The following is a 23,145-nucleotide window of genomic DNA, read 5'->3' on the forward strand; positions in this document are numbered from 1 at the left end:
CTTGAAATTGCGAGCGAACGCTAAAAAACCTCCTCAGGTCACACTTTTTATGCAAATTAGGTAACAAAGGCAGGACATATTCTGTTTAGAATGTCTGTGAAGGCAATTTTGTCACCGCTGCACTACCGTGACCGAATGTTTAAGCGCGGATGGCGCTAAATCATAACAACTCCACCGCACGCCAGAATTTGTGAGCAAACTGAAGTAGTCGCGTTGGCATGGGGCTAACGCAAGGAGAAAGGCGTTGGAACACAAGAAAGAATTATCCATGGCAACCATGAAAGACGTTGCCGAAATGGCGGGCGTTTCAACGGCAACCGTGTCGCGTGCGTTGATGAATCCGGAAAAGGTGTCAACGCCGACGCGTCAGAAAGTGGAACAGGCCGTGCTGGCCGTAGGCTATTCTCCTCATGCCCTCTCCCGTAATATCAAACGCAACGAATCCCGCACCATCCTGGTGATCGTCCCCGATATTTGCGATCCCTTTTTCGCCGATGTGATCCAGGGGATCGAGCAAACTGCGGCACAACAGGGTTATCTGGTGCTGATTGGCGACTGCGCGCAACAAAACCAACAGGAACGCACCTTCGTCAATTTGATTATCACCAAGCAAATCGATGGCATGCTGCTGCTCGGCTCCAACCTGCCGTTCGACGCCAGCAAGGAAGAACAACGCAATCTGCCGCCGATGGTGATGGCCAACGAGTTTGCCCCGGAGCTGGAACTGCCGACGGTACACATCGATAACCTGACCGCCGCCTTCGAGGCCGTGCATTATTTACATCAGCTCGGACACAAGCAAATCGCCTGTGTCGCCGGGCCTGAACAGATGCCGTTGAGCCATTATCGGCTGCAAGGTTACATTCAAGCGCTACGTCGTAATGGCATTAGCGTCGAAAGCAGCTATATTACCCGAGGTGATTTCACCTACGAAGCTGGCGCGCAGGCGCTGGCGGCGCTAATGGCGCAACCAAAACCACCGACGGCAGTCTTCTGCCATAGCGACGTAATGGCGATTGGCGTGCTGTCGCAGGCGAAAAAAATGGGGCTGCGGGTACCGCAGGACCTCTCCATCGTTGGCTTTGACGACATTAAACTGGCGCAGTATTGCGATCCGCCGTTAACCACGGTGGCTCAACCGCGCTACCAGATTGGCCAGCAGGCAATGCTGTTGCTGTTGGAGCAGCTGCACGGACAGAACGTGGCCAGCGGCTCCCGGCTTTTGGACAGTGAATTGATTATCAGAGGCAGCACGGCTGCCCCTAAACGCTAGTCAAACATTTTAGGGTTCAGTAACATGACGGACTTATCCCCTCATCAGGACACAGCGGAATAATAGTGGCACAAAAAGACTATGTAAGCCGTGGGCGCGCAGCAGGAGCTAAGCGAAAAACCCCCAGCCGTAAAAAACGCAGTTCTCCGAAGGTCTCCAAAACCGTGTTGGCGCTGGCCGTCGCACTTCTGGTGATATTTGTCGGTGGCCTCTATTTCATTACGCACAACAAGCCGGATGACGTGCCGCTGCTGCCTGCGCACACCAATCGTCCGGGCAATGGCCTACCGCCGAAGCCGGAAGAACGTTGGCGTTATATCAAAGAGCTGGAGAATCGCCAGATTGGCGTACAAACCCCGACCGAACCGACGGCTGGCGGCGAAGCCAACTCCAAGACTCAGCTGACCGCCGAGCAGCGCCAACTGCTGGATCAAATGCAGGCGGATATGCAACAGCGCCCGACGCAGCTCAATGAAGTGCCGTATAACGACCCTTCACAAGCCGCTGCGCGTAACAACCGCCAGCAGCAACAGCAGATGCAACAGCAGCCAATCCAGCAGCAACAGGTCCAACAGCAGCCGCAGGTGACTCAGCCGCGTAATCCATTTAACAACGGTGCGACGACACAGCCGGTGCAGCAACAGCCTAAGCCGCAACCCAAACCGCAGCCGGTCACACCGCCGCCTGCGCAGGTTAAGCATCCTGAGCCAAAACCGCAGCCGAAACCGGAAGTGAAACAGGAAACGGCCAAGCAGGAAACGGAAACCAAGCCAGAATCGAAGCAGAAGTGGATGGTACAGTGCGGCTCGTTCCGCGCCACCGATCAGGCAGAATCCGTACGTGCGCGCCTGGCGTTTGAAGGCATCGAAAGCCGTATCACCGCCGGCGGAGGCTGGAATCGCGTGGTTCTTGGCCCATACAGCAGCCGGGCTGCTGCGGACAAAACCCTGTCGCGCCTGAAGGGCGTAGGCATGTCAAGTTGCATTCCCCTCTCCGTTGGGGGTTGAAAAGCGTCAATCCCCCCCCATCTATACTCTCAATATGCCTCGTAGTGTCTGCGCAAGCAGATGCTGCGAGGGCTTCTTTCCGTCTTCAACGAGGGTCTGCTCGTGACAACAATTGTAAGCGTACGCCGCAACGGCCAGGTAGTGATCGGTGGCGATGGCCAGGCCACCTTGGGCAATACGGTAATGAAGGGCAACGTCAAGAAAGTACGTCGCCTGTATAACGATAAAGTGATTGCCGGTTTTGCCGGTGGCACCGCGGATGCCTTCACGCTATTTGAGCTGTTCGAGCGCAAGCTGGAAATGCACCAGGGTCACCTGGTGAAAGCAGCCGTTGAATTGGCGAAAGACTGGCGTACCGACCGCATGCTGCGCAAGCTCGAAGCGCTGCTGGCCGTCGCGGATGAAAACTCATCGCTGATCATCACCGGTAACGGTGACGTGATCCAGCCTGAAAACGATTTGATTGCGATTGGCTCCGGCGGTCCGTACGCCCAGGCAGCCGCTCGTGCGATGTTGGAAAATACCGAGCTGAGCGCCCGCGAAATTGTTGATAAATCCCTCAACATCGCCGGTGACATCTGTATTTACACCAACCATTTCCACACCATTGAAGAATTGCCTTCCAAAGCGTAAGGATCGAATACTATGTCTGAAATGACCCCGCGCGAGATCGTCAGCGAACTGGACAGCTACATTATTGGCCAGAACAAAGCCAAACGTGCCGTTGCCATCGCCCTGCGTAACCGCTGGCGCCGGATGCAGCTCAACGAGATGTTGCGCCATGAAGTCACGCCAAAGAACATTCTGATGATCGGCCCGACCGGCGTCGGTAAAACCGAAATCGCCCGCCGTCTGGCGAAGCTGGCCAACGCGCCGTTCATCAAGGTTGAAGCCACCAAGTTCACCGAAGTGGGCTACGTCGGTAAAGAAGTGGATTCCATCATCCGCGATCTGACCGATGCCGCGATCAAAATGGTGCGCCTGCAGTCAATCGACAAGAACCGCACCCGCGCCGAAGAGCTGGCCGAAGAGCGTATCCTCGATGTGCTGATCCCGCCGGCCAAGAACAACTGGGGCCAGGCGGAAGAGCATCAAGAGCCTTCTGCTGCACGTCAGGCATTCCGCAAGAAACTGCGTGAAGGCCAGTTGGACGATAAAGAAATCGAGATCGATCTGGCTGCCGCGCCGATGGGCGTGGAGATCATGGCTCCTCCGGGCATGGAAGAGATGACCAACCAGCTGCAGTCGATGTTCCAGAACCTCGGCGGCCAAAAGCAGAAACCACGCAAGCTGAAGATTAAAGAAGCCTTCAAACTGCTGGTGGAAGAAGAAGCGGCCAAACTGGTGAACCCGGAAGAGCTGAAAGAACAGGCGATTGAAGCGGTTGAACAGCACGGCATCGTGTTTATCGACGAGATCGACAAAATCTGTAAGCGCGGTGGCCAGAGCTCCGGCCCGGACGTGTCACGTGAAGGCGTGCAGCGCGATCTGCTGCCGCTGGTGGAAGGCTGTACCGTCTCCACCAAGCACGGCATGGTGAAAACCGATCACATTCTGTTTATCGCCTCCGGCGCATTCCAGACCGCCAGCCCGTCAGATTTGATCCCGGAACTGCAGGGCCGCCTGCCGATCCGCGTTGAATTGCAGGCGCTGACCACCGAAGATTTCGAGCGCATCCTGACCGAGCCAAGCGCGTCGCTGACCGAGCAGTACAAAGCGCTGATGGGCACGGAAGGCGTCAATATCGACTTCACCGCCGATGGCATCCGCCGCATCGCAGAAGCCGCATGGCAGGTTAACGAAAGCACCGAAAACATCGGCGCGCGTCGTTTGCACACCGTGCTTGAGCGTCTGATGGAAGATATTTCCTATGATGCGAGTGAAATTAATGGTCAATCCATTACAATTGATGCGGATTACGTACGTAATCATCTGGATGAACTGGTAGCGGATGAAGATTTGAGTCGTTTTATCCTATAATCGCTCAATCATGTCCAGTCAGTCATCTGTGGGAGGCATTGCCTCCCACAATTATTTCTAACGGACACAGCCACTAACTCTGAAGCGAAAAATGAGCTCATCAACTACCACCTCCCCGGCCAGAGCCTGGCTTGAAAGTTTACGACCGCGCACCCTGCCGCTGGCCTTTGCCTCGATCGTCGTCGGTTCCGCCATTGCCGCCTGGCAAGGCAGCCTGAAACCCGGCGTGGCGCTGCTGGCACTCCTGACTGCTGGCCTGCTGCAAATCCTCTCCAACCTGGCGAACGACTATGGCGATGCGGTAAAAGGCAGCGATAAAGAAGATCGCATCGGGCCGTTGCGCGGCATGCAGAAAGGCATGATCACCCAGGCACAAATGAAGCGCGCGCTGGTGGTGACGGTAGTATTGATCGCGATTGCCGGCTGTTCATTGATCGCCGTGGCCTGCGAACAACCCAGCGACGTGGTGGGCTTCCTGGTGCTGGGCGGGCTGTCTATCGTCGCCGCCATTACCTATACCGTCGGCACCAAACCCTATGGCTATCTGGGGCTGGGCGATATTTCGGTGCTGGTGTTCTTCGGCTGGCTGAGCGTAGCGGGCACCTACTACCTGCAAACCCATGCGTTCGACAGTATCGTGATGTTGCCGGCCACGGCCTGCGGCCTGCTGGCCACCGCGGTGCTGAACATCAATAATTTGCGCGATATCGAAAGCGACCGCGCCAACGGCAAAAATACGCTGGCAGTACGCCTTGGGCCACAGAATGCACGCTATTACCACGTGGCGCTGCTGATCGGCGCAGTAGCCTGCTTCGCGCTGTTCACGCTGCTTAACCTGCATAGTCCGTGGGGCTGGCTGTTTGTCCTGGCTATCCCGTTACTGGTGCGCCACGGCCTGCGCGTGTTACGCGATCCAACGCCGGCAGGCATGCGCCCGATGCTGGAACATATGGTCAAAGCGGCGCTGTTGGCCAATGTGTTGTTCGCGATTGGCGTGGTGCTCAGTTAGCCATCGAACTGATGATTTTGCCAACAGGGCGGATAAAGGGATATACTGGTTATTCCAGCGGCAAACAGACGTAAAATCCTATGAAATACGATACTTCCGAACTTTGCGACATCTATCATGAAGAGGTAAACGTTGTTGAACCTCTATTCTCCAATTTTGGCGGGCGTACTTCATTTGGCGGGCAAATCACTACGGTGAAATGCTTTGAGGATAACGGCCTGTTATTCGAGCTGCTTGAAGAAAACGGTCGCGGCCGTGTTCTGGTGATTGATGGCGGTGGTTCGGTTCGCCGTGCCCTGATCAACGCAGAACTGGCGCGCTTGGCTACCCAGAACGAATGGGAAGGCATCGTGGTTTACGGTGCGGTACGCCAGGTGGACGATCTGGAAGAACTGGACATCGGCATTCAGGCGATGGCGGCCATTCCGGTCGGCGCAGCCAGTGAAAGCATCGGCGAAAGCGACATCCGCGTAAACTTTGGCGGCGTGACCTTCTTCTCCGGCGATCATCTGTATGCCGACAACACCGGTATTATTCTGTCCGAAGACCCGCTCGATATAGAGTAATCTTCCGACATGAAAAAGGGCGCCTCAGGCGCCCTTTTCGATCGTGCAATACGGAATCAGACTTCTTCCATTTTGCCCAACAGCGCGCGCAGGCGGTCTTGCCATACGTGCTGCTCTTCTTTCAGTTGCTGGTTCTCGCGTACCAGCGATTCCTGGTTGCCGGAGGCAGCCTGAACTTCCTGAGACAGAGTATTGTTTTTTTCTTTCAGCTCTTCAATTTCCATCTGCAGCAGGGTGATGGTATCGATCGCCTGCTGAACTTTTGATTCCAATTTCTCAAATACTTCAAATGACATTCTTCAGTCCCCTCATGATAGCAAGGCGTACATCTATAGGTAACGGCCGCAACTCAGGTTGCAACTGCTGCGAATATGCATCGCGCCAAGTGACACACGCTTTTATTGAAAATAACGCGCCTGTCTCGATAAAACGCTTCTTTCGATAAAAACGATTGTAAGTAGCCTGTCCCCGGCTGTCTAGCAACATCCGGCTCATCGCGCAGTCTGTTGCAATTTTCCTGCCCCCACCATCAGCAAAAACCGAAAATGCCTCTCGGTCATAAATTGATTTGTTAACAGTCGGGGATAAAAGCACTGGTCAGATCACAGTTTTATGGAGCAGAAAGAACACAAAACGACGCGAATTCGCTCAATTTTATGACGAAGCACACACATTTTGATTTCGCTATTTCTCGTTTATGTTCGTTAACGATAAATTTACATCACGTCCTCAATTAATAATTGGACGAGATGAAAAAAACTGTACCCCTAGGACGGATCGATACACCTTCCGAGCCTATAAACCTATAACCGCCGTTTTGCAGGACAACAACATTATGAGCCAAACCACCAGTCCGACCCTAAAAGGCCAGTGCATCGCTGAGTTCCTCGGCACCGGTCTGTTGATCTTTTTTGGCGTAGGCTGCGTTGCCGCGCTGAAACTGGCAGGCGCCAGCTTCGGCCAATGGGAAATCAGTATCATTTGGGGCCTAGGCGTCGCCATGGCCATCTATCTGACCGCTGCCATCTCCGGCGCGCACCTCAACCCGGCCGTGACCATTGCGCTGTGGTTGTTCGCCTGCTTTGACGGACGCAAAGTACTGCCTTACATTGTCGCGCAGATCGCCGGAGCCTTCTGTGCAGCAGCCCTGGTCTACGGGTTGTACTACAACCTGTTCTTCGATTTCGAAGCGGCCAATCATATGGTACGCGGCAGCGACGAAAGCCTGGCCCTGGCCGGCATCTTCTCTACCTACCCGAATGCGCACATTTCCGTTGGCCAGGCGTTCCTGGTTGAAACGGTCATTACCGCAATCCTGATGTGCCTGATCCTGGCACTGACCGATGACGGCAACGGCATCCCGCGCGGCCCGTTGGCCCCGCTGTTGATCGGTATTCTGATTGCCGTGATCGGCGCCTCTATGGGACCATTAACTGGCTTTGCGCTGAACCCGGCGCGTGACTTCGGCCCGAAAATGTTCGCTTATCTGGCCGGCTGGGGCAAAGTGGCCTTCACCGGTGCGCGTGATATTCCGTACTTCCTGGTGCCAATCTTTGGTCCAATCATCGGTGCCTGCCTGGGTGCCTTCGGCTACCGCATGCTCATTGGCCGCAATCTGCCGTGTGACGTTTGTGTAGACGAAGAACAACCCGCCGCCAAGGCCCAGCAGCGTAAAGCGTGATTGGCACAGTTTTAAAACGGTTAACAACACAGCAGGACTAAGATCATGACTGTAGAAAAAAAATACATTGTTGCTCTCGACCAGGGTACCACCAGTTCACGTGCCGTAGTGCTCGACCACGATGCCAACATTGTTGCGGTATCCCAGCGCGAGTTCACGCAGATTTACCCAAAAGCCGGCTGGGTTGAGCATGATCCTATGGAGATCTGGTCATCACAGAGCTCCACGCTGGTGGAAGTGCTGGCGAAAGCCGATATCAATTCCGATCAGATCGCCGGTATCGGCATCACCAACCAGCGTGAAACCACCATCGTCTGGGAAAAAGAGACCGGCAAACCAATTTACAACGCCATCGTCTGGCAATGCCGCCGCACCGCCGACATCTGCGAAAAGCTCAAGCGTGACGGCCTGGAAGAATACATCCGTCACAACACCGGCCTGGTGGTTGACCCGTACTTCTCCGGCACCAAGGTAAAATGGATCCTCGACAACGTTGAAGGCGCCCGCGAACGCGCCAAACGCGGCGAGCTGCTGTTCGGTACCGTCGATACCTGGCTGGTGTGGAAAATGACCCAAGGGCGGGTGCATGTGACCGATTACACCAACGCCTCACGTACCATGATGTTCAACATCCATGAGCTGGATTGGGATGACCGCATGCTGGAAGCGCTGGATATCCCACGCGCCATGCTGCCTAAAGTCCGTCCTTCTTCTGAAGTGTATGGCCAGACCAACATCGGTGGTAAAGGCGGTACGCGTATTCCTATCGCCGGTATCGCCGGTGACCAGCAGGCGGCGCTGTACGGCCAGCTGTGCGTTCAACCGGGCATGGCGAAAAACACCTACGGAACCGGCTGCTTCCTGCTGATGAACACCGGTAAAGAAGCGGTACGCTCCAGCCACGGCCTGTTGACCACCATCGCCTGCGGCCCACGCGGCGAAGTGAATTACGCGCTGGAAGGTGCTGTGTTCATCGGCGGTGCTTCTATCCAGTGGTTGCGCGACGAACTGAAACTGATCAGCGATGCGGCCGACTCCGAGTACTTCGCCACCAAGGTGAAAGACAGCAACGGCGTGTATGTGGTCCCGGCCTTCACCGGCCTGGGCGCTCCTTACTGGGACCCGTATGCCCGTGGCGCGATCTTCGGTCTGACCCGCGGCGCGAACAGCAACCACATCATCCGTGCAACGCTGGAATCCATTGCGTATCAGACGCGCGACGTGCTGGATGCCATGCAGGCAGACTCCAATACCCGTCTGCAATCGCTGCGTGTGGACGGTGGCGCGGTCGCCAACAACTTCCTGATGCAGTTCCAGTCAGACATCCTCGGTACCCGTGTCGAGCGCCCTGAAGTGCGTGAATCGACTGCGCTGGGTGCCGCATTCCTGGCGGGCCTGGCTATCGGCTACTGGAATGACCTGGATGAGGTGAAGAGCAAGGCGGTTATCGAACGCGAGTTCCGTCCAAGCATTGAAACCACCGAGCGTAACTTCCGTTACAGCGGCTGGAAAAAAGCGGTTGCCCGCGCACAAGCGTGGGAAGAGCACGACTAACGCTGTTTTGCTTGGTTAACCTGATCACGCGCTGCCTTCGGGCGGCGCGTTTTTTTTTGCCACGCCCCCGCCGTCGCCCGCTGTGATAAACTTTGCCGATATTTTCTTCCTTTCTCACAGACAGGTTTTGCCATGAAACGTGAATTAGCCATCGAATTTTCCCGTGTTACCGAAGCCGCCGCACTGGCGGGCTACAAATGGCTGGGACGCGGCGACAAGAATGCCGCCGACGGCGCCGCGGTCAACGCAATGCGCATTATGCTCAACAAAGTGGATATCGATGGCCGCATCGTGATCGGCGAAGGCGAAATTGATGAAGCACCGATGCTGTATATCGGCGAGCAGGTCGGCAGCGGTCAGGGCGATGCGGTGGATATCGCGGTCGACCCGATTGAAGGTACCCGCATGACCGCCATGGGCCAACCCAATGCATTGGCGGTGCTGGCGGTCGGCGATCGCGGCACCTTCCTGCACGCGCCGGACATGTATATGGAAAAACTGGTGGTTGGCCCGGCGGCACGCGGCGCTATCGATCTTAACCTGCCGCTGGCGGAAAATCTGAATAAGGTGGCGGCCTGCCTGGGCAAACCGCTGACTCAACTGACCGTGGTCATTCTGGCCAAGCCGCGTCACGACGGCGTTATCGCCCAGATGCAACAACTCGGGGTTCGCGTATTTGCCATTCCTGACGGTGACGTAGCGGCTTCTATTCTGACCTGTATGCCGGACAGCGAAGTCGACGTGATGTACGGCATCGGCGGCGCGCCTGAAGGGGTGATTTCTGCCGCGGTGATCCGCGCATTGGATGGCGATATGCAGGCTCGCCTGCTGCCACGCCATCAGGTGAAAGGCGACAGCGCCGAAAATCGCCGTATTGGCGAAGAAGAGTTGGCACGCTGCAAAGCGATGGGCATCGAAGCCGGCAAAGTGCTGGTATTGGATGACATGGCGCGCAACGACAACGTTATTTTCTCCGCAACCGGCATCACCAAGGGCGACCTGTTGGAAGGCATCAGCCGCCAGGGAAATATGGCCACCACGGAAACCCTGCTGATCCGCGGTAAATCACGCACTATCCGCCGCATTCGTTCGACCCATTATCTGGATCGCAAAGACCCGGCGCTGCACGAGTTCCTGCTGTAATGAAACAGGGCGCCGATTGGCGCCCTCAGACTGCTGACAAAGCCCGTTATTAGGGAGAGCGTGCCGATGGGGTCGTAGCGGCTTGCCCGCCGACCCATTTGCCGGGAGCAAATGGGAACGACTTCCAGTCGGCCCGTAGGGTGGGACACAGGGATGTGTCCCATAATGGCCCCTCGGTGCGCTAGGCCCGAGTATCTCGGGTCCACAGACCACTTTGTCATCAAACTCCCTACACGTTTTATGCGGTATGGCCCTGATGCTGCATTCGATTCGACAGCGGCCACCAACACAGCAATATCAGCAGCGCCATGGCAAACATCAGCAGGCCGAGGCTGAACTGCCCGGTTTGCGGCAGCATGGCAGAAAGCCAAGTGGCCAGGCCAGACCCCATATTCTGCATACCACCGACCAATGCCCCCGCCGCGCCGGCCAGATAGGGGAACGGCTCCATCGCACCGGTGGTGGCCAACGGGAACATCATCCCCGCGCCGAAGAAGAACAGCGCAGCCGGCACAATCAGCGTCCAGATGTTCATCACCCCAAACCAGCCCGGGATCCACATCATCAGACCCGCCAACAGGCAGCTGATAACCGAATGCCACACCAGAGTATGGAATGTTTTACCGTCGCGACCGGCATACCAGGCGCCAAAGAACGCCGCCGGGATCGGCAGAATAAACAGCAGACTGACGGTCAGGCCACTCAGACCCAGCACGCCACCCATCAACACGCCACAGCTGGCTTCAAATACGGCGATCCCCGCCAGCGCACCAATCAGCATGACCAGATAACAACTGAACGTGCCGTCAGCCAGCAGCTTGCGGAAACTTGCCAGCATACGCCGCTTTTCGGTTTGCTGCGGCCGAGTTTCCGGCAGCCAGCGGAACATGGAGAAGGCTACACCGGCGCACAATACCAACAGGAAGGCATAACAGGCGCGCCAACCAAAGAGCATCGCCAACGCACCGCCGATGATCGGTGCCAGCAGCGGACTCACCAGGATGCCCATATTCAGCAAGCTATTGGCATACCGCAGTGAAGTGCCGGCATACAGGTCGCGCGGCATGGTACGCGCCATCACCCCCGCCACGCCGGTGCCCATCCCCTGAATGGCGCTGGCAGCAACCAGCATCGTCAGGCTGTTGGACAACAGCGCGCCCAGGGCCCCCATCAGGAAGATCATCATCCCGGCCAGGATCACCGGACGGCGGCCTATGCGGTCCGACAACGGGCCGTAAATCAACTGCGAGAACCCGTAGGTCATCAGATACGCCGCCATCACGCGCTGCACTGCGCCGGAGCGCACCGACAGATCCTTGGCGATATCAGCAATAACAGGAACATAAATGGTTTGTGCCATCTGACCGACGGCCACCAACAGGATAAGCATCACCAGCAGGTGAAAGTTTTCTATTTTTCTCATTATCTTCGTTAACGTTTTAACTCGTCACAGCGTCCCGGTATGGCCCCACTTTCAGCCAGAACGGCGAGCAGCCCTCTATGGCGGCATAAGCTAACAAATCTGATTTTTTTAGCGAGTTTCAGACAGATATTGATCTGCGTCACAGTGGCAGCAAAGGCAACCAGCCTCGTAAATTAAACTGTACGTCTACCGCTTAAGGGTTAAAAAGGGTAAATTTTCAGTAGTTTAGCTTTAGCATTTAATCGATAATTATTTTCATCATCTTGAAATAAAATAACACCATAGGGATTTGGATTATGAAGACACCAGAGCTGATTTTGTTGCAGTTAAAAACCCTGGGGCCACACTCTGCCAAAATGCTGGCCGAGCATCTGGATATCACCCCCATGGGCATTCGTCAGCATCTGCAATCCCTGGAAAAACGTGAGCTGGTTTGTTACGAGGAAGCGCGCACCAAAGTGGGCCGTCCGACGCGCTACTGGTCGCTGACCCATGAGGGACACAGCCGGTTCGCCGATGATCACGATACTTTGGCGACGACGTTGTTGGATTCCGCCCATCAGCTGTTTGGCACTGAAGCGGTTGAACAGTTACTCAGTGCGCGCGAAGAAAAACTTTATCAGCGCTATGCCGAAGAGCTGTCGGAAGAGACCTGTCATCAAGCCAAGCTTGCCCGGCTGGTGCGTCTGCGGCAGCAGGATGGTTATATGGCCGAACTGCTTGAGCATCCGGAGGGCACATTGCTGGTGGAAAACCACTGCCCCATCGGCGTAGCGGCCACCGCCTGCAGCAGCCTGTGCAACTCGGAGCTGCAGCTGTTTCACCGCCTGTTTGGCCATGGCTATCGTATAGAGCGCACTGCGCATGCTATTTCCGGCTCACGACATTGCGCTTATTTGATTCGACCATTGGAGCTTTAGAGTATGGCTGATTGGGTTAATGGCAAGGTTACGCAAGTCAAACAATGGACCGACGGGCTGTTCAGCATTATCGTCGACGCCCCCATAGATCCCTTTATTGCCGGGCAGTTTGCCAAGCTGGCGCTGGAAGTTGACGGCGAACGCGTGCAGCGCGCCTATTCTTACGTCAACGCCCCCAGCGATCCGAATCTGGAGTTTTACCTGGTTACCGTGCCGGAAGGCAAACTGAGCCCACGGCTCAATCAGCTACGGCCGGGTTCGGACGTGATGGTAACCAAAGAGGCCGCCGGATTTTTCGTTCTGGACGAGGTGCCGGAATGCGACACCCTGTGGATGTTGGCCACCGGTACCGCCATCGGCCCTTACCTGTCGATTCTGCAGGAAGGCAAAGGCCTGGAGCGCTTCAAAAACCTGGTGCTGGTGCATGCCGCACGCTTTGCGCGCGATCTCAGCTACCTGCCGCTGATGCAGCAGTTGCAACAGCGTTACAATGGCAAACTGCGCATTCAAACCATCGTCAGCCGTGAAGAAGTCCCCGGCTCGCTGACGGGACGCGTACCCGCGCTGATTGAGGATGGCCGGCTGGAAGCAGCGGTAGGCTTGACCCTCGACGCCGAAACTGACCACGTCATGCTGTGCGGTAACCCGCAAATGGTGCGCGATACCCAGCAAACGCTGAAAGATCAGCGCCAGATGCGCAAGCACCTGCGCCGCAAACCGGGCCATATCACCAGCGAACACTATTGGTAATTGATAGCCTCTGGTTTTAATCCGCGCCGAACTTGACGGGTTTGGCCGGCGGACCAAAACGATTATCCTCGGGCGTGCCGACAAACGCGCCCAAATCGATCATCATCATCACAATGATCAGCGTCGGGATAAAACGCCCCACGCCCCACTGCCAAACCGGCGCCAGCATTTGCCAGTTACCCGCCGCCAGCAGCCAAGCCACAATCAGTAACAACGCCCACCAACCGGCTTTATTGCGGTCATGCAAACGCTTCACCAGCACCGCCGCCGTTGGCCACAGCAGCCCAACGATAAAAAAGGCGATGGTTTGGATATCCACCAGCTTATTGCTGGCGAGTGAAAAAGCCACCGCCATCAGCACTACCCACAGCACCATCCAAATCCAGAAATCACGCCGCCCAATTCGGCCCTTAAACGAAAAACACCACTGTTGTATTGTCATTGAATCCTGCGTTGTTTGCCTGCCCATATTCTGCCGTGCAGTGTAACATAGGCGCTGCCGGGCGAAGATTTCTGCCCTGCATTACGCGGAGTAACGCACAGCTTTCTTGTCAGTGAGCGATAATGGCGCGAGATCTTTGACACCCTCCTCCCTTCTCGCTTTAATCGGAGCCATCTTTGTCATTGATGCCGTATATACCATGCTGAGAAAAACCATCGCCATTGCCTGCCTGTTGCTGGGCATCGGCAGCGCCTGGGCCGATCCGCCGGATGCCCCCGCCAACGCTTCGCCTACCGCGCCCTACCTGCTGGCCGGAGCGCCAACGTTTGATCTGACGGTGGTGAAGTTCCGCGAAAAATATAACCGCGATAACCCGACGCTACCGATCGGCGAATTCCGCGCTATTGCCACCACCGAAGACGATACGCCGCTGTTGACGCGCGCTGCCAGCAAGCTAAACGAGAATCTCTATGCCTCAACCGCGCTGGAAAAAGGCACCGGAAAAATCAAAACGCTGCAAATTACCCACCTGCCGCTACAGCAGAGCAACGAAGAAAAAGCCGCTCGCACCATTGCCGTCAGCTATATGGCCGCGTTGATGCGCCAGTTTGAACCGACGCTGACGGTGGAAAAAAGCCTGAGTAAAGTGGCCAACCTGCTGGAAAAAGGCAAAGGCCAGCGCTTTTACCAACAGCAGGTCGGTGCGATCCGCTATGTAGTGGCAGACAACGGCGATAAAGGAGTAACTTTCGCTGTTGAACCGGTTAAGCTGACGTTATCCGAGCCGTAACGGCAGGCTATTTAATGACGAAAAGCAAAGCCTTCGCGCTTAATCATCTCTATACTGTTGGGCAGGTAAACTGCCGGTCCGGCAGTGGTTATTTCGACTCTCGCGTTCCCTTGTTGGAGGAAAAAACATGCGTCATCCATTAGTTATGGGTAACTGGAAGCTTAACGGCAGCACTCACATGGTTAACGAACTGATCGCCGCTCTGCGCAATGAGCTGAGCAGCGTTGACGGCTGTGGCGTCGCTATCGCACCGCCTGTGATGTACCTGGACCAGGCGAAACACGCACTGGCCGGCAGCCGCATTGCTCTGGGCGCTCAAAACGTAGACGTGAACCTGTCCGGCGCATTCACCGGTGAAGTTTCCGCCGACATGCTGAAAGATATCGGTGCGCAATACATCATCATCGGCCACTCCGAGCGTCGTACTTACCATAAAGAAACCGATGCAGCGATCGCCGAGAAATTTGCCGTGCTGAAAAAAGCCGGCCTGATCCCAGTGCTGTGCATCGGTGAAACCGACGCAGAAAACGAAGCGGGTAAAACCGAAGAAGTTTGTGCACGCCAGATCGACGCCGTGCTGAAAACTCAGGGCGCAGAAGCCTTCAAAGGCGCGGTTATCGCTTATGAGCCAATCTGGGCTATCGGTACCGGTAAATCCGCCACCCCTGCGCAGGCTCAGGCAGTACACAAATTTATCCGCGATCACATCGCTAAACAGGACGCTGCAGTAGCTGCAGAAGTGATCATCCAGTACGGCGGTTCTGTGAACGATAAAAATGCCGCCGAGCTGTTCACTCAGCCGGACATCGACGGCGCGCTGGTTGGCGGCGCCTCACTGAAAGCCGATGCTTTCGCTGTGATCGTCAAAGCCGCTGCCGCTGCTAAAAAAGCCTGATTTCTTTCTCTGGCTGCTAAATAAAAAACCCCGGCAAGCCGGGGTTTTTTATTATTGTCATCAAGGCATCAGCGTTTGCTGATTTCGTCGAACACACCGCCGGTGGCGAAGTGTACCTTCTGTGCCTGAGTCCAGCCGCCGAAGGTATCATCCACCGTGAACAGCTTCAGTTTCGGGAATTGCTCGGCAAACTTGGCCGCCACAGCCGCGTCACGCGGACGGTAGTAGTTTTTCGCCGCGATGGTTTGTCCTTCCGGCGTATACAGATATTTCAGGTAAGCCGTCGCCACATCACGGGTACCGCGCTTATCAACCACTTTATCCACCACCGAGACGGTCGGCTCCGCCAAAATCGATTCGCTTGGGGTGATAATTTCAAACTTGTCTTTACCCAGCTCTTTCTCCGCCAGCAAAGCTTCGTTTTCCCAGGCGATCAGCACATCGCCAATACCACGCTCAACGAAGGTATTGGTTGAACCGCGTGCGCCGGAATCCAGCACTTCGACGTTCTTATACAGGTTTTTAACGAACTCCTGCGCTTTGGCCTGATCGTTATTGTTCTGGTGTAGTGCGTAACCCCAGGCCGCCAGATAGTTCCAGCGTGCGCCCCCAGAAGTTTTCGGGTTCGGGGTGATCACCGAGACGCCCGGCTTAATCAGATCTTGCCAGTCGTGAATTTGTTTTGGGTTGCCTTTACGCACCAGAAATACAATGGTCGAGGTATAAGGTGCCGAGTTGTCCGGCAGGCGTTTGATCCAATCTTTATCGATGCGTCCGCGTTCGGCAATGGCATCCACGTCATAGGCCAGCGCCAGCGTGACCACATCGGCTTCAATACCGTTAATCACCGAGGTCGCCTGCTTGCCGGAGCCACCATGTGACTGACGTACCGTCACTTTATCGCCGGTCTGCTGCTGCCAATATTTACCGAATGCGGTGTTATATTCCTGATAGAACTCGCGTGTCGGGTCGTACGAAACGTTCAGCAGTTGGATATCTTTCGCCATGGCGCCGGACGCCAACAGCATTATTGTCAGACCTACACCCCATTTACGCATACGCATCGACTCGCTCTCCCAGGAAAATTAATCACAACCTCAATCGGTTGATTTAGCATCAGAGCCTGCCAGAAACTTTCCCGCCAATTAAAGAATAAAAAATGTTGGGCTAGACGATTCTGGAATATAACTACCACGGGCATAAAAAAAGCCTCCGCGTGCGGAGGCTTCTCGAGCTGAATTAATGCGGGATCAGTACAGCTTTTTCGCTGTATCCAGCCAGTCGCCCTTGAACGGACGCTTCATGTTTTCGATCGCATCGATGATGTCGTGGTGCACCATCTTCTCGTTCTGGATACCGACGCAACGACCGCCGTAGCCCTGCAGTAGCAACTCAATCGCGTAAGCGCCCATGCGGGAAGCCAGAATACGGTCATAAGCTACCGGCGAGCCGCCGCGCTGAATGTGGCCCAGCACGGTCGCGCGGGTTTCACGCTTGGTTTCTTGTTCGATATGGCGAGCCAACTCATCGATATCGCAGATGTGTTCGGTGATCGCCACAATCGCGTGTTTTTTGCCTTTGGCAATACCGGCCTTGATTTCGCAGACCAGGTCTTCGCGGTTGAACTCGGTTTCAGGCAATACGATAAATTCACAACCGCCGGCAATCGCCGCCGCCAGGGTCAGATCGCCACAGTAGCGTCCCATCACTTCAACGATGGAAATACGCTGATGAGAAGATGAGGTATCGCGCAGACGGTCAATAGCTTCCACGACGGTTTCTAGCGCGGTGAAGAAGCCGATGGTGTAGTCGGTACCGGCCACATCGTTATCGATGGTGCCTGGCAGGCCGATACAAGGGAAACCTTCTTCCGTCAGGCGTTTGGCCCCCATATAGGAACCGTCGCCGCCGATCACCACCAGCGCATCAATACCGCGGTTTTTCAGATTCTCAATTGCCTTGGCGCGTACGCTGTCGTCTCTGAACTCAGGGAAGCGGGCTGAACCGAGGAAAGTGCCGCCGCGATTGATCATATCGGACACGCTATAGCGGTCCAATTGTTCCATGCGATCTTCGTACAAGCCAAGGTAGCCATCGTAAATACCAAAAACTTCCAGACCTTCCGAAAGTGCAGCACGCACAACGCCGCGGATAGCAGCGTTCATACCCGGCGAATCACCGCCACTCGTCAGTACACCGATTTTCTTGATCATGACTACCTCTGAACTGTAGATGCAATTTCTTAAGAATTCTGTATTCGCCGATTGTCTTGAAACCTCTCCGGCTGCAGAAAACCAGCTTTACGGCTTTATTGCTGGATATTATAGCAAAAACACCCAGCTGAATTGATTCAAGTCACGCAATATTGCGGTAAAAAAGCGTCATGGCACGCGGAGCTAATGCCATTATTTATCCGCTGTGCGAGTTCCCGTTGTCCTGCATTAATTATAGCTCCCAACGCCCCTGTCGGCCCGCGGGCACTACAGAACAAGGATCCTGATGGATAAGAACATCAGCCCCCGGGAAACGGTGCAACAGCGCCTGCTCCACCTGTTCAGCCAGAATATGCGCCTGCATCAGCGGTAACGCATCGTCCATCTCCAGGTGCAACTGAATAAAGCGCGTCGGTCCGGACTGACGGGTACGCAGGTCATGCGCGCCTTTGACCCCAGGCCATGAGGAGATCACATCAATAATCGCCTGGCGCTCGTCGTCCGGCAATGCCCGATCCAGCAGCGATTGCACGGCTTCATTGCCCATTCGCAGCGCGCTATAAAGAATGTAGACGCCTATTCCCAGTGCAAACAGCGCATCTGCCCGGTGAAAACCGTACCAGCTTAGCGCAAGCGCTATAAGAATAGCACCATTCATCATGACATCTGACTGATAATGCAGCATATCTGCTCGGACGGCCTGACTGCGAGTTTTTCTTACCACCCAACGCTGATAGGTGACCAACAGCAGGGTGCTGACCAAAGCCACTATCGTCACGGCAATACCGATGCCAGGGTCACGCAAGGTTTCCGGCGAATACAGATGTTGAAAACCGGTGAGAAACAAAAATAGCGCCGAACCAGAAATGAACATGCTTTGCGCCAGCGCCGCCAACGATTCGGCCTTGCCGTGCCCGAAAGTGTGCTCCTCATCGGCCGGCTGCAGCGAGTAACGTACCACCAGCAGGTTGGTCAGCGACGCGGCAATATCCACCAGCGAATCCACCAGCGCGGCCAACAGGCTCACCGAACCGGTGCGGTACCAGGCGACAATTTTGATCAGTAACAGCGTTGAGGCCAAAACGGTGGCCGCTAACGCGGCGGATTTAACCAAACGCGCATATTGCGGTTCCATAACCCATCCCGGTTAAACGTTCAGAGGGTCAGTATAACGGAATGATGAGCAAAAAAGCCCTTCAGATAACCGCCGCCAACGCAGTGCATATCGCGAAGGGATGTCGCCATATCGATGCAAACAATCCGTGCGACCGGCGCTAAACGTCGTCATGGTCCATACTCTGTGGTTTAACCTTGCAGAGTTGCCTGGCGGGCTATCAAGCTGTAATTGATGGATAAAAAAAACCCCGCCATCATGGCGGGGGAAGACAGGGATGGTGTCTATGGCAAGGAAAAAACAGGGGACTACTCAGTCGTACTTAACTTCTGGGCAGAAGTTTGCTGCAAACCAGAAATCTGTTGCTCCATCTGCTGCATGCGCTGCTGATGTTTCTGGTCTAAAACGCTTTTTTGCTGTGGCGTCAGCAGGTTATACATTTGGTTGCGTACCCGAGCCATTTCGACCTGACGCTTAACCTGCTGCTGGGCCATCTGTTCCGCCTGGGCATACACGGCGGCTTCATCAAATTTGTCTGCGGTCACCAGCTTATGCATGGCTTCCATTTCAGCTACATTGACACCTGGCAGATCGTGGCGCGCCTGGCGCATTAAATCGCGCATTTGCTGGCGCTGTTGCTCAGTCAGGCTGACACCGTCAAACATGTGGTGTTGGCCAGGTGTTCTGGTGGTCGCATCGTTTCCGGGAGTCGGTGCAGTTTCCGATGTAGTGTCGGCAGCGAACGCAGCGGTAGAACCTATTGCCAGCATTGATGCCATAACTAATGCGGTCACCTTACGCATTTCAACTCCTCGTGCTTTCTCACTTTGCGAATCAACGAGGAGCAGTGTACTGCTGCACCTGCAAACATGCGTCAGTGCATGTAAAACTACGTAAAGTCATGGAATGCCAACAGTTGATGACGTATTTTGCGTCAGGAGGTAAAACATAATGAATAAAATTCTGTTAGTTGACGACGACCGCGAGCTGACCTCGCTGTTAAAAGAACTGCTTGAAATGGAAGGCTTTACCATCGTGGTTGCTTACGATGGCGAACAGGCGTTGTCGCTACTGGACAGCTCCATCGATCTGCTACTGCTCGATATCATGATGCCGAAGAAAAACGGTATCGATACGTTGAAAGAGCTGCGTCAGCATCACCAGACGCCGGTCATCATGCTGACCGCCCGCGGCAGTGAACTTGACCGCGTTTTGGGCCTGGAACTGGGCGCCGATGACTACCTGCCAAAACCCTTTAACGATCGCGAACTGGTGGCACGTATCCGCGCAATTCTGCGCCGTTCCAACTGGAGCGAACAACAGCAGAATGTCGATACCGGCGCACCAACGCTGGATGTAGACGGCCTGCAGCTCAACCCGGGTCGCCAGGAAGCCAGCTTCGACGGCCAAACGCTGGATCTCACCGGCACCGAATTTACCCTGCTGTACCTGCTGGCGCAGCACCTTGGTCAAGTGGTGTCACGCGAACTGCTGAGCCAGGAAGTACTGGGTAAACGACTGACGCCTTTTGATCGCGCTATCGATATGCACATCTCCAACCTGCGACGTAAGCTGCCGAACCGCAAAGACGGTCATCCGTGGTTCAAAACGCTGCGTGGTCGGGGTTACTTAATGGTATCTGCAACATGATCAACAGTTTGACGGCACGCATCTTCGCCATTTTCTGGTTCACATTGGCCCTGGTGCTGATGTTGGTGTTGATGGTGCCCAAGTTAGACTCCCGCCAAATGACCTCGCTGCTGGACAGCGAACAGCGGCAGGGGCTGATGCTGGAACAACACGTCGAAGCCGAGTTGCAAAACGATCCGGCCAACGATTTGATGTGGTGGCGGCGCTTATTCCGCGCCATTGAAAAATGGGCACCGCCAGGGCAGCGCCTGCTGCTGGTCACCAGCGAAGGCCGGGTGATTGGCAACATGCAGCGCAACGAAATGCAGTTGGTGCGCAATTTTATCGGCCAATCCGATAACGCCGATCATCCGAAGAAGAAGAAATATGGCCGTGTCGAACTGGTCGGCCCCTTCTCGGTACGGGATGGTGAAGACAACTACCAGCTGTACCTGATCCGCCCTGCCAACAGCCCACAATCCGATTTTATCAACCTGATGTTCGACCGGCCGCTGCTGCTGCTGATCGTCACTATGCTGATCAGCGCCCCCTTGCTGCTATGGCTGGCCTGGAGCCTGGCAAAACCGGCGCGCAAACTGAAGAATGCGGCGGACGATGTCGCACGTGGCAACCTGAAACAGCATCCTGAGCTGGAGGCCGGGCCACAAGAGTTCCTGGCGACCGGCGCCAGTTTTAACCAAATGGTCAGCGCGTTGGAACGCATGATGACCGCTCAGCAACGGCTGATCTCCGATATTTCGCATGAGTTGCGCACGCCGCTGACCCGCCTGCAGCTGGCCACGGCATTAATGCGCCGTCGCCACGGCGAAGGGCACGAGCTGGCACGTATAGAAACAGAAGCACAGCGTCTGGACTCGATGATTAACGATTTACTGGTGTTGTCGCGTGGGCAACAGAAAAGTGAGTTGGTGCGTGAGCGCTTGCTGGCCAACGAACTGTGGGCCGACGTGCTGGACGACGCCAGCTTCGAAGCAGAACAAATGGGCAAACAGCTGGAGATCACCTCCCCTCCCGGCCCGTGGACCCTGTACGGTAACGCCGGTGCGCTGGATAGCGCGCTGGAAAATATCGTGCGTAATGCCCTGCGTTATTCGAACACCCATATTGCCGTGGCGTTCAGCGCAGACAACCAAGGCATCACCATTGTGGTCGACGACGACGGTCCCGGTGTCAGCGCGGAAGATCGCGAGCAAATATTCCGACCGTTCTATCGAACCGATGAAGCACGCGATCGCGCATCCGGCGGGACAGGTCTGGGCCTGGCCATCGTAGAGGCGGCGGTTAACCAGCATCGTGGCTGGGTGAAAGCGGAAGACAGTCCGCTCGGCGGCCTGCGTCTGGTGCTGTGGTTACCGCTCCACCAACGCTGATAGCCTAAGACAGGCCGGTAAGATTTTGCTATTCTGCGCCCCTCGTCATGAGGGGCTTTTTACATGCTGAACATCGTTTTATTCGAACCTGAAATTCCACCCAATACCGGCAATATTATCCGTCTGTGCGCCAATACCGGTTTTCAACTGCATCTGATAGAGCCAATGGGCTTCCCGTGGGATGATAAACGCCTGCGCCGCGCGGGGCTGGACTACCATGAATTCGCCAGTATCCGACGTCATGCCGACTACGCCGCCTTTATCGCCAGCGAAAATCCGCAGCGTCTGTTTGCCCTGACCACCAAAGGCACCCCGGCACACAGCGCAGTCAGCTACCAGGCCGGCGACTACCTGTTGTTCGGACCGGAAACTCGCGGTCTGCCCGCCGAGATCCTTGACGCCTTGCCGGCACAGCAGAAAATCCGCATCCCTATGCAGGCACAAAGCCGCAGCATGAACCTGTCCAATGCTGTCGCGGTAGTCGTGTACGAAGCCTGGCGGCAGTTGGACTACGCGGGCGCGCTGATTAAGTCTTAATCAATGACAACCGTTCCTGCGGAGACGATAATACTGAAAGGTTGCCTCTCCGGGGACATCGCATGGCTTTGGCTAAGAGTATTATTGCGCAGCTACGCAGGCTCGAGAGCGCGCTGAATCAGGCGCTGCTGCGTTTGCAGGACACCTCAGACGTTGAGGCCTTGCACGACGTACGCATCAACCTGCAGCGTATCAGAAGTCTGCTGCGACCATTACGCGGTATCCCCGGCGTAACTGGCCTCAGCAGCGCTGCTGCCGACTTGGGAAAAATCACTACGCCGATACGCGATCTGGAAGTGCTGATCGCCGAACTGGAACTGCATCAGTTGGCATGGCAGGCCAATACGCGCAAAACCGAGCTGTACCGCCGCAAACTCGCGCTGATGTCACAGCCGTTGCTGACCCACTTTCCCACTCTGCTACATATCTGGCCAAAAACCTTCCGCCGAACTCAACCCCGACACATCAAACGTCGTGTTGCCCTCCGCCTGCGCCTCCAGGTAAAACAGCTACGCCTGGCATTGGCCGACATACATTACGATCGGCACCAACTGCGCCTGCTGGTTAAGCGTCTGCGTTATGTTGCCGAAGCCTATTCTCAACTCTCCCTCATCACGCCTGAAACCGTCACCAGCCTGAAAACGGCACAAAGCGCACTCGGAGATTGGCACGATCGTTTTGTCTGGTGCCAGCAGGCCGAAAACCAGCAAGATCTCTGGCCGCTGTTGCCGCAGTGGCAAATGGCGCTGGAGACGACGCGGGAGCAAGCAGAAAAGGCACTCCTTTCACTTTCGCGAACGCTGAGTGCCTAAAACCAGCGGCGTATCA

The 23,145-nt window shown here is 55.5% G+C and carries 24 protein-coding genes; 17 read left to right on the forward strand and 7 right to left on the reverse strand.

Features of this window, described 5'->3' with window-relative positions; translation table 11 throughout:
* The first annotated feature begins 244 nt into the window (after positions 1 to 244).
* The 6 genes from cytR (at position 245) to rraA (ending at position 5,835) form a co-directional block, all read left to right on the forward strand.
* Positions 245 to 1,273 (forward strand): DNA-binding transcriptional regulator CytR, encoded by a 1,029-nt coding sequence (gene cytR, locus M495_RS23585; protein ID WP_020837535.1) that lies wholly within the window; start codon positions 245 to 247, stop codon positions 1,271 to 1,273.
* A gap of 65 nt (positions 1,274 to 1,338) precedes the next feature.
* On the forward strand, positions 1,339 to 2,280 hold the full coding sequence (gene ftsN / locus M495_RS23590; protein WP_020837536.1) for a cell division protein FtsN: 942 nt from the start codon (positions 1,339 to 1,341) through the stop codon (positions 2,278 to 2,280).
* Positions 2,281 to 2,382: 102 nt separating this feature from the next.
* Entirely contained in the window at positions 2,383 to 2,913 is a 531-nt protein-coding gene (gene hslV, locus M495_RS23595) for an ATP-dependent protease subunit HslV (RefSeq protein ID WP_012147466.1), read from the forward strand.
* Between the two features lie 12 nt (positions 2,914 to 2,925).
* Positions 2,926 to 4,260, forward strand: a complete 1,335-nt coding sequence (gene hslU / locus M495_RS23600; protein WP_020837542.1) for an HslU--HslV peptidase ATPase subunit — start codon at positions 2,926 to 2,928, stop codon at positions 4,258 to 4,260.
* A 91-nt stretch (positions 4,261 to 4,351) separates the two neighbouring features.
* Positions 4,352 to 5,269: a 1,4-dihydroxy-2-naphthoate polyprenyltransferase gene (locus M495_RS23605; protein WP_020837544.1), complete on the forward strand. Its 918-nt coding sequence runs from the start codon at positions 4,352 to 4,354 to the stop codon at positions 5,267 to 5,269.
* An 80-nt stretch (positions 5,270 to 5,349) separates the two neighbouring features.
* A complete protein-coding gene (gene rraA, locus M495_RS23610) occupies positions 5,350 to 5,835 on the forward strand; it encodes a ribonuclease E activity regulator RraA (RefSeq protein WP_020837546.1) in 486 nt (161 codons plus the stop codon).
* Between the two features lie 56 nt (positions 5,836 to 5,891).
* Here rraA and zapB read toward each other — a convergent pair whose 3' ends face one another.
* Positions 5,892 to 6,131, reverse strand: coding sequence for a septal ring assembly protein ZapB (zapB, locus tag M495_RS23615; protein ID WP_020837547.1), 240 nt, complete (start codon positions 6,129 to 6,131; stop codon positions 5,892 to 5,894).
* A gap of 539 nt (positions 6,132 to 6,670) precedes the next feature.
* On the opposite strand from zapB, the gene M495_RS23625 reads away from it, so the two are divergent.
* The 3 genes from M495_RS23625 to glpX all read left to right on the forward strand — a co-directional run bounded on the left by M495_RS23625 (position 6,671) and on the right by glpX (position 10,213).
* Positions 6,671 to 7,516, forward strand: coding sequence for an MIP/aquaporin family protein (locus tag M495_RS23625; RefSeq protein ID WP_020837548.1), 846 nt, complete (start codon positions 6,671 to 6,673; stop codon positions 7,514 to 7,516).
* A 45-nt stretch (positions 7,517 to 7,561) separates the two neighbouring features.
* Positions 7,562 to 9,070, forward strand: a complete 1,509-nt coding sequence (glpK, locus tag M495_RS23630; RefSeq protein ID WP_020837549.1) for a glycerol kinase GlpK — start codon at positions 7,562 to 7,564, stop codon at positions 9,068 to 9,070.
* 132 nt (positions 9,071 to 9,202) lie between these two features.
* Positions 9,203 to 10,213, forward strand: a complete 1,011-nt coding sequence (gene glpX, locus M495_RS23635; RefSeq protein WP_020837550.1) for a class II fructose-bisphosphatase — start codon at positions 9,203 to 9,205, stop codon at positions 10,211 to 10,213.
* Positions 10,214 to 10,451: 238 nt separating this feature from the next.
* Here glpX and emrD read toward each other — a convergent pair whose 3' ends face one another.
* A complete protein-coding gene (emrD, locus tag M495_RS23640; protein ID WP_020837551.1) occupies positions 10,452 to 11,636 on the reverse strand; it encodes a multidrug efflux MFS transporter EmrD in 1,185 nt (394 codons plus the stop codon).
* Between the two features lie 296 nt (positions 11,637 to 11,932).
* Between emrD and M495_RS23645 the strand changes: the two genes are divergently transcribed.
* The gene (locus tag M495_RS23645; RefSeq protein WP_020837552.1) at positions 11,933 to 12,556 is read left to right on the forward strand and encodes a helix-turn-helix transcriptional regulator; all 624 of its coding nucleotides are present in this window, start codon (positions 11,933 to 11,935) and stop codon (positions 12,554 to 12,556) included.
* Between the two features lie 3 nt (positions 12,557 to 12,559).
* Positions 12,560 to 13,306 (forward strand): ferredoxin--NADP(+) reductase, encoded by a 747-nt coding sequence (gene fpr, locus M495_RS23650; protein ID WP_020837557.1) that lies wholly within the window; start codon positions 12,560 to 12,562, stop codon positions 13,304 to 13,306.
* A gap of 16 nt (positions 13,307 to 13,322) precedes the next feature.
* On the opposite strand, the gene M495_RS23655 is transcribed toward fpr, so the two are convergent.
* The gene (locus M495_RS23655) at positions 13,323 to 13,748 is read right to left on the reverse strand and encodes a DUF805 domain-containing protein (RefSeq protein WP_041415101.1); all 426 of its coding nucleotides are present in this window, start codon (positions 13,746 to 13,748) and stop codon (positions 13,323 to 13,325) included.
* A gap of 199 nt (positions 13,749 to 13,947) precedes the next feature.
* On the opposite strand from M495_RS23655, the gene M495_RS23660 reads away from it, so the two are divergent.
* Together M495_RS23660 and tpiA are read left to right on the forward strand one after the other, a co-directional pair.
* The gene (locus M495_RS23660) at positions 13,948 to 14,538 is read left to right on the forward strand and encodes a DUF1454 family protein (RefSeq protein ID WP_020837562.1); all 591 of its coding nucleotides are present in this window, start codon (positions 13,948 to 13,950) and stop codon (positions 14,536 to 14,538) included.
* A 127-nt stretch (positions 14,539 to 14,665) separates the two neighbouring features.
* Positions 14,666 to 15,433 (forward strand): triose-phosphate isomerase, encoded by a 768-nt coding sequence (gene tpiA, locus M495_RS23665; protein ID WP_041415104.1) that lies wholly within the window; start codon positions 14,666 to 14,668, stop codon positions 15,431 to 15,433.
* A gap of 68 nt (positions 15,434 to 15,501) precedes the next feature.
* Here the strand turns inward: tpiA and M495_RS23670 are convergent, their stop codons facing one another.
* From M495_RS23670 to cpxP, 4 genes are all read right to left on the reverse strand, one after another.
* The gene (locus tag M495_RS23670) at positions 15,502 to 16,491 is read right to left on the reverse strand and encodes a sulfate ABC transporter substrate-binding protein (protein ID WP_041415742.1); all 990 of its coding nucleotides are present in this window, start codon (positions 16,489 to 16,491) and stop codon (positions 15,502 to 15,504) included.
* A 192-nt stretch (positions 16,492 to 16,683) separates the two neighbouring features.
* A complete protein-coding gene (gene pfkA / locus M495_RS23675) occupies positions 16,684 to 17,646 on the reverse strand; it encodes a 6-phosphofructokinase (RefSeq protein ID WP_020837567.1) in 963 nt (320 codons plus the stop codon).
* Between the two features lie 232 nt (positions 17,647 to 17,878).
* The gene (fieF, locus tag M495_RS23680) at positions 17,879 to 18,781 is read right to left on the reverse strand and encodes a CDF family cation-efflux transporter FieF (protein ID WP_020837568.1); all 903 of its coding nucleotides are present in this window, start codon (positions 18,779 to 18,781) and stop codon (positions 17,879 to 17,881) included.
* Between the two features lie 287 nt (positions 18,782 to 19,068).
* Positions 19,069 to 19,563, reverse strand: a complete 495-nt coding sequence (gene cpxP, locus M495_RS23685; protein WP_041415106.1) for a cell-envelope stress modulator CpxP — start codon at positions 19,561 to 19,563, stop codon at positions 19,069 to 19,071.
* Positions 19,564 to 19,711: 148 nt separating this feature from the next.
* On the opposite strand from cpxP, the gene cpxR reads away from it, so the two are divergent.
* From cpxR to M495_RS23705, 4 genes are all read left to right on the forward strand, one after another.
* Positions 19,712 to 20,410, forward strand: coding sequence for an envelope stress response regulator transcription factor CpxR (gene cpxR / locus M495_RS23690; protein WP_004953234.1), 699 nt, complete (start codon positions 19,712 to 19,714; stop codon positions 20,408 to 20,410).
* Positions 20,407 to 21,780, forward strand: a complete 1,374-nt coding sequence (gene cpxA / locus M495_RS23695; RefSeq protein ID WP_020837572.1) for an envelope stress sensor histidine kinase CpxA — start codon at positions 20,407 to 20,409, stop codon at positions 21,778 to 21,780. Before cpxR ends, cpxA begins: the two co-directional genes overlap by 4 nt.
* 63 nt (positions 21,781 to 21,843) lie before the next feature.
* A complete protein-coding gene (gene trmL, locus M495_RS23700) occupies positions 21,844 to 22,317 on the forward strand; it encodes a tRNA (uridine(34)/cytosine(34)/5-carboxymethylaminomethyluridine(34)-2'-O)-methyltransferase TrmL (protein WP_020837573.1) in 474 nt (157 codons plus the stop codon).
* A gap of 62 nt (positions 22,318 to 22,379) precedes the next feature.
* Positions 22,380 to 23,129, forward strand: a complete 750-nt coding sequence (locus tag M495_RS23705) for a CHAD domain-containing protein (RefSeq protein WP_020837575.1) — start codon at positions 22,380 to 22,382, stop codon at positions 23,127 to 23,129.
* Positions 23,130 to 23,145: the final 16 nt, after the last annotated feature.

It is taken from the genome of Serratia liquefaciens ATCC 27592, from assembly GCF_000422085.1.
Lineage (GTDB): Bacteria > Pseudomonadota > Gammaproteobacteria > Enterobacterales > Enterobacteriaceae > Serratia > Serratia liquefaciens.

What these genes read in the sequence shown, in the direction of transcription:
- trmL (WP_020837573.1), top strand. Translation starts at nt 21,844, where the DNA reads ATGCTGAACATCGTTTTATTCGAACCTGAAATTCCACCCAATACCGGC.
- M495_RS23705 (WP_020837575.1), top strand. Translation starts at nt 22,380, where the DNA reads ATGGCTTTGGCTAAGAGTATTATTGCGCAGCTACGCAGGCTCGAGAGC.
- zapB (WP_020837547.1), bottom strand. Translation starts at nt 6,131, where the DNA reads ATGTCATTTGAAGTATTTGAGAAATTGGAATCAAAAGTTCAGCAGGCG.
- M495_RS23645 (WP_020837552.1), top strand. Translation starts at nt 11,933, where the DNA reads ATGAAGACACCAGAGCTGATTTTGTTGCAGTTAAAAACCCTGGGGCCA.
- rraA (WP_020837546.1), top strand. Translation starts at nt 5,350, where the DNA reads ATGAAATACGATACTTCCGAACTTTGCGACATCTATCATGAAGAGGTA.
- glpX (WP_020837550.1), top strand. Translation starts at nt 9,203, where the DNA reads ATGAAACGTGAATTAGCCATCGAATTTTCCCGTGTTACCGAAGCCGCC.
- fpr (WP_020837557.1), top strand. Translation starts at nt 12,560, where the DNA reads ATGGCTGATTGGGTTAATGGCAAGGTTACGCAAGTCAAACAATGGACC.
- glpK (WP_020837549.1), top strand. Translation starts at nt 7,562, where the DNA reads ATGACTGTAGAAAAAAAATACATTGTTGCTCTCGACCAGGGTACCACC.
- emrD (WP_020837551.1), bottom strand. Translation starts at nt 11,636, where the DNA reads ATGAGAAAAATAGAAAACTTTCACCTGCTGGTGATGCTTATCCTGTTG.
- cpxA (WP_020837572.1), top strand. Translation starts at nt 20,407, where the DNA reads ATGATCAACAGTTTGACGGCACGCATCTTCGCCATTTTCTGGTTCACA.
- cpxR (WP_004953234.1), top strand. Translation starts at nt 19,712, where the DNA reads ATGAATAAAATTCTGTTAGTTGACGACGACCGCGAGCTGACCTCGCTG.
- fieF (WP_020837568.1), bottom strand. Translation starts at nt 18,781, where the DNA reads ATGGAACCGCAATATGCGCGTTTGGTTAAATCCGCCGCGTTAGCGGCC.
- M495_RS23625 (WP_020837548.1), top strand. Translation starts at nt 6,671, where the DNA reads ATGAGCCAAACCACCAGTCCGACCCTAAAAGGCCAGTGCATCGCTGAG.
- M495_RS23670 (WP_041415742.1), bottom strand. Translation starts at nt 16,491, where the DNA reads ATGCGTAAATGGGGTGTAGGTCTGACAATAATGCTGTTGGCGTCCGGC.
- hslU (WP_020837542.1), top strand. Translation starts at nt 2,926, where the DNA reads ATGTCTGAAATGACCCCGCGCGAGATCGTCAGCGAACTGGACAGCTAC.
- M495_RS23655 (WP_041415101.1), bottom strand. Translation starts at nt 13,748, where the DNA reads ATGACAATACAACAGTGGTGTTTTTCGTTTAAGGGCCGAATTGGGCGG.
- M495_RS23605 (WP_020837544.1), top strand. Translation starts at nt 4,352, where the DNA reads ATGAGCTCATCAACTACCACCTCCCCGGCCAGAGCCTGGCTTGAAAGT.
- cpxP (WP_041415106.1), bottom strand. Translation starts at nt 19,563, where the DNA reads ATGCGTAAGGTGACCGCATTAGTTATGGCATCAATGCTGGCAATAGGT.
- M495_RS23660 (WP_020837562.1), top strand. Translation starts at nt 13,948, where the DNA reads ATGCTGAGAAAAACCATCGCCATTGCCTGCCTGTTGCTGGGCATCGGC.
- tpiA (WP_041415104.1), top strand. Translation starts at nt 14,666, where the DNA reads ATGCGTCATCCATTAGTTATGGGTAACTGGAAGCTTAACGGCAGCACT.
- pfkA (WP_020837567.1), bottom strand. Translation starts at nt 17,646, where the DNA reads ATGATCAAGAAAATCGGTGTACTGACGAGTGGCGGTGATTCGCCGGGT.